Consider the following 8,013-nt stretch of genomic DNA (forward strand, 5'->3'; position numbering starts at 1 on the left):
AAAATTTAAAATAAAAAAATTTTTCAGATATCCTCTAAAATAATGTACTTGTAATACATTATAATACAAACTACCAAGCACGTCTACTCAAGACTCTCCAACTCCAGACTCAGTACCTAAGAATATGCGCAAAGCGTAGGCTAAGCTATCAGTAATTGGCCAAAGGCCTTTAGCTGATAGCTGTTCGCGTAGCGTGGCCAAAGGCCTTTAGCTGATAGCTGACCACTGACCACTGACCACTGACCCACTCAAGACTCACGACTATTAACCAGTCTCTGGATAGGCTTGATTGATCCGATCACAATAATTAATGCTGAAAGGGCAACAATAGGGACAACTGGCAGAAAACCGAAGGTAAGACTTTTGGGAATAATCCCTAACTGAAAGCCAATCACTGCGGCTTCACCCACAAGAATCGATACAATACAGGTTAGAGGATGAATAGTTTTGCTATACAATACTGCAATTACTGTCGGAAACAGTACTGCTAATCCGGTAAAGGCTTGGGTTGCGATCGCAGTAATCGTATCTGGGGGATTTTTGGCGATAATTAAACCAATAATTGCCAATAAAACAATCAGTAGTCTACCAACAAAGGTTTGTTCTTTTAGGGAAGCGGTTTTACGGAAATAAGCAAAATAAATATCTCTGGTTAGCATGGAACTGAGAGCCAAAAGCTGGGAGTCTAAGGTTGACATCAAAGCAGCTAATGCTCCTACCATAACTAAAGATGCTAGCCAGATTGGTGTATGTTCTGCTAGCATCATTGGAAACACTTGATCAGATGCTTTTCCTGTCAGGTCAGAAAAGGAAATATGTCCCCACATTCCAATTAGCACCGGACAAATAAACATGATACCGCTTACCAGGGGATACATCACTACCGAAACTTTTAGAGAATTGCTAGTTTTTGAGGTATAAAATCGCATGAACATCTGGGGAAACATAGGAACACTAAGCATCCAGAGAATCATGAAGCTAAACCACTTACGATAGGTAAAAAAATTATCTATACCCTGTCGATAAAACAATTCAGGTTTGAGGGTGTATACAGTACGGTTAGCTTCAGTAATTCCTCCTAAACTAGAAGCAATTGCTGCTACTGCTGCTAACATTAAGGTAAACATTAAAACCCCTTGGATTACATCCGTTAGGGCGACGCTTCTCATCCCCCCCATGAACACATACAGCACAATTACAACTGTTAAAAAGGTAGCTCCTGTAAAATAGGGAATTTGTCCATTGGTTAAGGTTTCAAGAATATAACCAGCTCCAATCGGTTGCAGGGTTAAGTAGGGAATGGTGAAAATTACCATAACCGCCAGAAAAATTAATTTGAGGGTATTGCTAATCCCAGGGGATACACCTCTCGCACGGAAACGGGCTTCAATCAATTCAGAAGGGGTGATTAAGCCGTGTTTGTTGCCTAAAAGCCAGACTCGATAACCGATAAAATAAAAGGTTAGTGCGATTAAGCCAGTTCCAAACCCCATCATTCCGTAATAACTCAGACCAATGCGATACCCTGATCCAGAAAATCCCAGAAAAGCAAAGGCGCTGAAATTGGTAGCAATTAGGGTAAAAAATAGGAGAATTGCTCCCATGTTACGGTCAGCTAAAAAATAATCGTCAGGGGTGTTTTGTTGTTGGCGATAACCAACTAGCCCTACCACCAGGGTTACTAATAAATACCCGGTGAGGACAACATAGGGAATAATCGAGTCTAGTGCCATATTTTTAACGGTGTTCCTTAGATGAAGTGTAAGCTATCAGCTATGATCTATCACACCAATTCAAGTAGGGTGGGCAAAGTCATATCATCTAGAATACTCACCCATAAGCAAACTGTTTTTGCCCACCCTACAAGCTTAACGGTCAGGACAACATAGGGAATAATCGAGTCTAGTGCCATATTTTTAACGGTCTTCCTTAGACGAAGTTTCCCAGAAATTTATCACAAATAGTAACAATGCGACGGCGAGGAGAATTTGTAAGGCAATAAAATAGAATACCCAAGGGGGAAGATGAAGCAAAGAGAAGGAAATGTCTTGCTGCCAAGACCAGAAATCTTGGGATAGCAGGAAAATTACCGTAAAGCAGAAAAACCAGAAAAATGAGGATTTTAAAATTGGCATCAGCACTTTAGGAAAGGGAACAGGGAGTAGGGAGTAGGGAGTAGGGAGTAGGGAGTAGGGAGTAGGGAGTAGGGAGTAGGGAATATGGCATCAAAATTATCACAATTCCTAAACGGATTGCTATTACTACTCGCGACTTCTGTCAGAGCTAGATTAATGTGAATGCTTACGAGAGCACTAACTAAGGTATGCTAAAAAATACTGTTTCCTACTGATCAACCATTATAGGTAAGCAACTGTCCATATAATTTGTCTATTGTCTATGCAGCGCGATGTAACAAGCTTTTTCATTACCTGTTCCCTGTTCCCTGTTCCTAAGCGTGCAGCGCAATAAAATTAGATTACCATAAACGGCATGGCCAATTTCCCTCATCGACCGTTAGCCGTTGATTTATTTGCTGGTGCTGGTGGTTTCTCCCTAGGGATTGAGCAGGCGGGGTTTGATGTTGCCCTCGCCGTTGAACAAGACCCAATTCATGGGGCAGTGCATGCCTTCAATTCCCCTCACACCAAGGTTTTATGTACCGACGTTGCTACCCTGTCTGGTCAAGAAATTCAGAAAGCCCTGAGGGAGTGGGCAACTCAAAGGGGGCAAAACCAAGACTGTAGAGAGGTTTCATCGGAGGTTTCTACCATTGATGTAGTGATTGATCTAGTCATTGGTGGACCCCCTTGTCAGGGATTCTCCTTGATCGGTAAGCGTCAAGTAGATGATGTACGCAATAATTTAGTGTTTGAGTTCTGCCGTTTGGTCAAAGAACTCCAACCACGCTATTTTGTGATGGAGAATGTACCAGGCTTAGCTCAGAACAAGTACCAAGACCTGTTCGAGCAGCTGATCAGTGACTTTAAAGCAGCTGGCTACACCATAACTGAGCCAGTCAAGGTCTTGAATGCAGCAGATTTTGGCGTGCCTCAAAAACGGCGGCGGTTGTTTTTACTGGGTTCTAGGCTTGGGGAAACACCAGTGGTTTATCCTGACTCAGAACTACGCTCTCACCAATGGGTAACTGTTAAGGATGCGATCGCAGACTTGCCTAACTTAGATGATTTTCCTGAACTCCAGAAAAGCGATTGTGTTGAACTAACACCAGAACAGCTAGACCTGATCCAAGCCTTAGCCATGCCCTATGTCGAAAAGTTACGGGATGTAATCACCGATCCTGATAACTTTGCCTATCCCCGCCAGTGGGATCCTAAACTATTGACCAGTTCCCTGCAAACCCAGCACACGGAAACCTCGATTGAGCGGTTTAGAAACACACCCATGGGCGAGGTAGAAACTACCAGTCGCTTACGACGCTTACACTGGGATAAACCATGCCATACCCTCAGAGCAGGTACTGGTTATAAAAACGGTCGCTACACCTCTCCTCGCCCCATTCATCCTGATTACCCACGGGTGATCTCGGTGCGAGAGGCCGCTAGACTGCACTCATTTCCAGATTGGTTTCGCTTCCACCAGACCAAATGGCATGGATTTCGACAGGTGGGTAATGCTGTACCACCACGATTAGGAAGGGTTTTGGGTAAACAAATTATGACAGCGTTGGCGGTTCAACCATCAGTGCCAACCACAACTATAAAGCTCTCAGATACCAAACTGTTAACCTTTAAACAGTTTCAGGCATCCAAGTATTGGACTATATTAGTATTTATTCCTTTTCTAATTTGCTGCTTCCTTCCTCCTGTCGTTCTCTTCTCCTAGAATCAACATGCTGTATATCACCACCGTCAACGCTGATCGGCTACTAGTTTGCCATCGTTGTAACTCAGATCACAGGTTAAGCGCGATCGCATCACAACACATCGTCAGCTCGAATCACTACTAGCTAGGACTCTCTCTCACAGAATATCTCTTCAAAATTGCCGATAGTTAAAATTACAGAGATTATGTGGAGCCTATGAAACCCTCTCAAGTGATCTTCCCCAAATTCCCGGTGCAGCACATAGCTAAGCGTATTATTCATATGCGCCAAATTACCCGCATTGACCAACAGCTCTTTATGTCAGCTTTACTAGCCAAGGCATCACTTTCACTAGAAGAGCAAACCCTAGTCCAAGAAATTCATGACGGTGTGAACCGTGGATTGATTCGAGTAGTGGAATAAACCATAGCACTTGTGATCATTATGGTCAAAGCAATCAATTCTACGGGCGCTTCCCTTGCGCCCGGATCCTTTGGGCTCGTTAACCTATTGTTGGCAGCAAGTGATATAGCGCTACGGGCAAGTCAGAAGTTATAAGTCAGAAGTCAAATTTTCTGCCACCCTATCACTAGCTAGATCCAAAATAAATCAGTATTTATCTCCGTTTTTGTTATTATTATGTTTTGTGAGTTGATAGTTGCATTGAACTCTGGCTGATCGTTTCTTATCAGCCAGGTGCAACTTTTCTTGTTCCCAAGGCAGGATACTGGCAAGATGCCAGTTCTACCGATTCCCAAGGCATGATACTGGCAAGATGCCAGTTCTACCGATTCCCAAGGCATGATACTGGCAAGATGCCAGTTCTACCGACTCCCAAGGCAGGATACTGGCAAGATGCCAGTTCTACCGATTCCCAAGGCATGATACTGGCAAGATGCCAGTTCTACCAAGATGCCCGCAGGATACTGGCAAGATGCCAGTTCCACCGATTCCCAAGGCATGATACTGGCAAGATGCCAGTTCTACCGATTCCCAAGGCATGATACTGGCAAGATGCCAGTTCTACCGACTCCCAAGGCAGGATACTGGCAAGATGCCAGTTCTACCGACTCCCTATTCCCTGTTCCCTGTTCCCTGTTCCCTGTTCCCTCTTCCCGAATGGCAATCAAGATTGGGCAATATCTGATCAACAGGAGTACCCCTAAAGGGATGGGCGGTCAGAATAATTGTGCCATCCTTTGCTCTGACCCAGCCTTGGGCTTCGATAATCACTTTTTTTTCCTGGGGAGGTTGAGGCTGTATCACTGTTCGCGTAGCGTGGCCAAAGGCCTTTAGTTGCTGCTGTAATGCTTGTCTACTACTGCTGGCTAACCCAGGACGAGAGAGCCAGCCCACTGTTCTGTCAGTATTAATCACTGGATCGTCTGCACTAGCTGGTAAACCTCCTTTTCCGGTAATGAAAAAGGAACTGCCGCCAGCAATCCGATTATTCTCAAAGCCACAAAGGTCATTGGCCAGGATCGCTTCTCCATCTACCGGGCTTCCTGGCAATTCCGTTAAGCCTGAGGTGGGGTCTACTTGTGAGATATTGAGGATTACCTCACCGTTGAAGGATGAGCCAAGGTTCGAGGTGGACGTGATGTCATTGTCTGGAGTTAGACGGTCGCGAAACTCTAAGCCAAAGATGCCTTGGGCATTAATGGTAACACTACCTCCTGAGCCAAGTTGAGCATTGGCGGTGATGTCGCTATTTCCCAGACCGACTAAGGTGTCAGTATCAATTTCTATTTTGCCCCCAGTGGTATTCCTAGCGTCAGTTAGAATCAAGCTTTGGTTGAGGAGTCGGATATCACGAGCTTCTAGGATAATATTGCCTTGGGGTCCTGCTGTTTCTGCTGTGATCCTGCCATCGTTGTTTAGGAAGATGGAGTTGGCATTAATCTCTACCTTGCCTGCTGAACTACCCTGTTGAGTGCTTGTAGCACTAACTTCTGCTCCATCAGAGATAATTAACTGCCCAGTGGTAATTTTCAAGAACTCTCCTGCATTTCCTTTCCCTTGAGCTTCAGTCAACAAGCCGCTGGGAATCCGATCATCGACTGAGGTACCAATTATGGGAATACCAATTATGGGAAACAGAGCATCGGCTGAGCTCCCAATTAATTGAATCTTTGAAGAGGCATTGACAGTCAAGGTGCCCCCGTCCCCTTCACTGAAAGTGCCAGCTGAAACTTGTGCTCCATCAGAAACAATTAACTCCCCAGTGTTAATACTCACATTTCCCCCATTTCCTCTGGCTAAAGTCAGAGCAAACAAGCCGGTGAGAAAGCGAGTCTCGTCTGCCGTACCCATGAGTTGAATCGTCGAGGATGCATTGACAGTCAAATTTCCCCCGTCCGCAAGACCAACAGTTCCAGCTGAAACTTGTGCTCCATCAGAAACAATTAACTCCCCAGTGGTAATACTCACATCTCCCCCATTTCCTGTGGCTAGAGTGCCAGCAAACAAGCCGGTGGGAAAGCGAGTATCGGCTGTCCTACCAATGAGTTGAATCGTCGAGGATGCATTGACAGTCAAATGTCCCCCGTCCCCTTCACGGAAAGTGGTAGTTGAAACAGATGCTCCATCAGAGACAATTAACTCCCCAGTGTTAATACTTAGATCTCCCGCGTTTCCTGTTGAGCCTGTACTAGCTTCAGAAAACAAGCCGCTGGGAGACTCACCATCGGGTGTCGTACCCATGAGTTCAATCCTCGAGGAGGCATTGACAGTCAAATTTCCCCCGTCCCTAAGACCAAAAGTGTTAGCTGAAACAAATGATCCATCAGAGACTATTAACTCTTCAGTGTTAATACTTAGATCTCCCGCGTTTCCTGTTGAGCCTTGATTAGCTCCAGAAAACAAGCCGCTTGGAAACTCACCATCGGGTGTCGTACCAATGACTTTAACAGTCTCCTCGGCATTGACACTCAAGGTGCCCCCGTCCCCAAGACCCCTTGTGCCAGCTGAAACAAATCCTCCATCAGAGACAATTAACTCTCCAGTGGTAATACTTAGATCTCCCGCGTTTCCTGTTGAGCCTGTACTCGCTCCAGAAAACAAGCCACTGGTGAACTCACTATCGGGTGTCGTACCCATGAGTTCAATCGTCGAGGAGCCATTGACAGTCAAATTTCCCCCGTCCCCAAGACCAAAAGTGTCAGCTGAAACAACGGCTCCATCAGAGACAATTAACTCCCCAGTGTTAATACTTACATCTTCCGCATTTCCTGTTGCTCCTCGAAAAACTCGGGCTGCCAAGAAGCTGACAATACCATTAGGGGATACACCACTGACTCGAACAGATTCAGTGGCATTCACTGTCAAATCTCCCCCCTGTCCTGAGCCCAATACATCCGCAGTTATCCTAGAACCACCCTCAAGACTCAACTGTGAAGCCTTAACAACTATGCCACCGCCACTGCCACTCCCTTCGGTATCCGCAAACACAAAAGAGCGATCGCGTAAACTCACATTAGCTCCCTGCACCTGGATACTGCCACCACTTTCCCCACTGGTATCAACCAAAGCACCCTCAGACAAACTAATATCCTGAAACCCTTGAACTCCTGAATAATCCAACACAAAACTAGTATTGGTTGGGGTCAAGTTCACCACATTATTAGAACCAAGACTCCCCAGCTCAATCCGTCCATCGAATGCCAATAGAGCGCCACCAGGAATAGTCACCTCACCACCAATTAGCCCTAAGGTTTGACCATTTGGTACCCGAAGCCCAAAAAAAGACTGATTAGTAATACTCCCTGGATTGGAACCATATTGCAACCCAGAGGGTATATTAATAGTTAATAACGGTTTTTCATTCGGATTTTTAGCACTGAATACTCTGCCATCGTCAAACAACACACTATCAGCAGTACTCCCAAAAAATGAGCCTCCCAGATCTAGTCTGCTATTGGAACCGAAGACAATACCGTTGGGATTAATCAAAAATAAATTAGCATTACCCAATACGCCTAGAGTGCCCAAAATATTGGAAACATTTGCTCCTGTTACCCGACTCAGGATGTTGGCAACTCCAGTAGGATTCGCAAAATAAACCCGCCCAAACTCGGCCACATTGAAATCAGAAAAGCTGTGGAATAAATTACTTTCTCTAATCGCCCCACCTTCTATCAAATCGGCTAGGGCACCCTTAACATCGACATTGGGCGTTACTACAGAACTTT

The 8,013-nt window shown here is 45.2% G+C and carries 7 protein-coding genes; 3 read left to right on the forward strand and 4 right to left on the reverse strand.

From position 1 onward, the window contains the following. Positions 1-248 precede the first annotated feature (248 nt). The 3 genes from F6K52_RS27785 to F6K52_RS27795 are packed head-to-tail and all read right to left on the reverse strand — an operon-like array spanning position 249 to position 2,135. Positions 249-1,733, reverse strand: coding sequence for a sodium:solute symporter family protein (locus F6K52_RS27785; protein WP_293086060.1), 1,485 nt, complete (start codon positions 1,731-1,733; stop codon positions 249-251). A gap of 50 nt (positions 1,734-1,783) precedes the next feature. Then, positions 1,784-1,912, reverse strand: a complete 129-nt coding sequence (locus F6K52_RS27790; RefSeq protein WP_293086063.1) for a hypothetical protein — start codon at positions 1,910-1,912, stop codon at positions 1,784-1,786. 4 nt (positions 1,913-1,916) lie between these two features. Then, complete coding sequence (locus F6K52_RS27795) at positions 1,917-2,135, reverse strand: hypothetical protein (RefSeq protein WP_293086066.1); 219 nt, start codon at positions 2,133-2,135, stop codon at positions 1,917-1,919. Positions 2,136-2,490: 355 nt separating this feature from the next. On the opposite strand from F6K52_RS27795, the gene F6K52_RS27800 reads away from it, so the two are divergent. From F6K52_RS27800 to F6K52_RS27810, 3 genes are all read left to right on the forward strand, one after another. Continuing rightward, on the forward strand, positions 2,491-3,843 hold the full coding sequence (locus F6K52_RS27800) for a DNA cytosine methyltransferase (protein ID WP_293086069.1): 1,353 nt from the start codon (positions 2,491-2,493) through the stop codon (positions 3,841-3,843). Positions 3,844-4,039: 196 nt separating this feature from the next. Next, the gene (locus F6K52_RS27805) at positions 4,040-4,246 is read left to right on the forward strand and encodes a hypothetical protein (RefSeq protein ID WP_293086072.1); all 207 of its coding nucleotides are present in this window, start codon (positions 4,040-4,042) and stop codon (positions 4,244-4,246) included. A 338-nt stretch (positions 4,247-4,584) separates the two neighbouring features. After that, the gene (locus tag F6K52_RS27810; protein ID WP_293086075.1) at positions 4,585-4,827 is read left to right on the forward strand and encodes a hypothetical protein; all 243 of its coding nucleotides are present in this window, start codon (positions 4,585-4,587) and stop codon (positions 4,825-4,827) included. A gap of 70 nt (positions 4,828-4,897) precedes the next feature. On the opposite strand, the gene F6K52_RS27815 is transcribed toward F6K52_RS27810, so the two are convergent. Then, a partial coding sequence (locus tag F6K52_RS27815; protein ID WP_293086078.1) for a filamentous hemagglutinin N-terminal domain-containing protein occupies positions 4,898-8,013 on the reverse strand: 3,116 nt, incomplete at its 5' end.

The organism is Moorena sp. SIO3H5 (assembly GCF_010692395.1).
In the GTDB taxonomy this organism is placed as follows: domain Bacteria; phylum Cyanobacteriota; class Cyanobacteriia; order Cyanobacteriales; family Coleofasciculaceae; genus Moorena.

What these genes read in the sequence shown, in the direction of transcription:
- F6K52_RS27790 (WP_293086063.1), bottom strand. Translation starts at nt 1,912, where the DNA reads ATGGCACTAGACTCGATTATTCCCTATGTTGTCCTGACCGTTAAGCTT.
- F6K52_RS27805 (WP_293086072.1), top strand. Translation starts at nt 4,040, where the DNA reads ATGAAACCCTCTCAAGTGATCTTCCCCAAATTCCCGGTGCAGCACATA.
- F6K52_RS27795 (WP_293086066.1), bottom strand. Translation starts at nt 2,135, where the DNA reads ATGCCAATTTTAAAATCCTCATTTTTCTGGTTTTTCTGCTTTACGGTA.
- F6K52_RS27810 (WP_293086075.1), top strand. Translation starts at nt 4,585, where the DNA reads ATGATACTGGCAAGATGCCAGTTCTACCGATTCCCAAGGCATGATACT.
- F6K52_RS27785 (WP_293086060.1), bottom strand. Translation starts at nt 1,733, where the DNA reads ATGGCACTAGACTCGATTATTCCCTATGTTGTCCTCACCGGGTATTTA.
- F6K52_RS27800 (WP_293086069.1), top strand. Translation starts at nt 2,491, where the DNA reads ATGGCCAATTTCCCTCATCGACCGTTAGCCGTTGATTTATTTGCTGGT.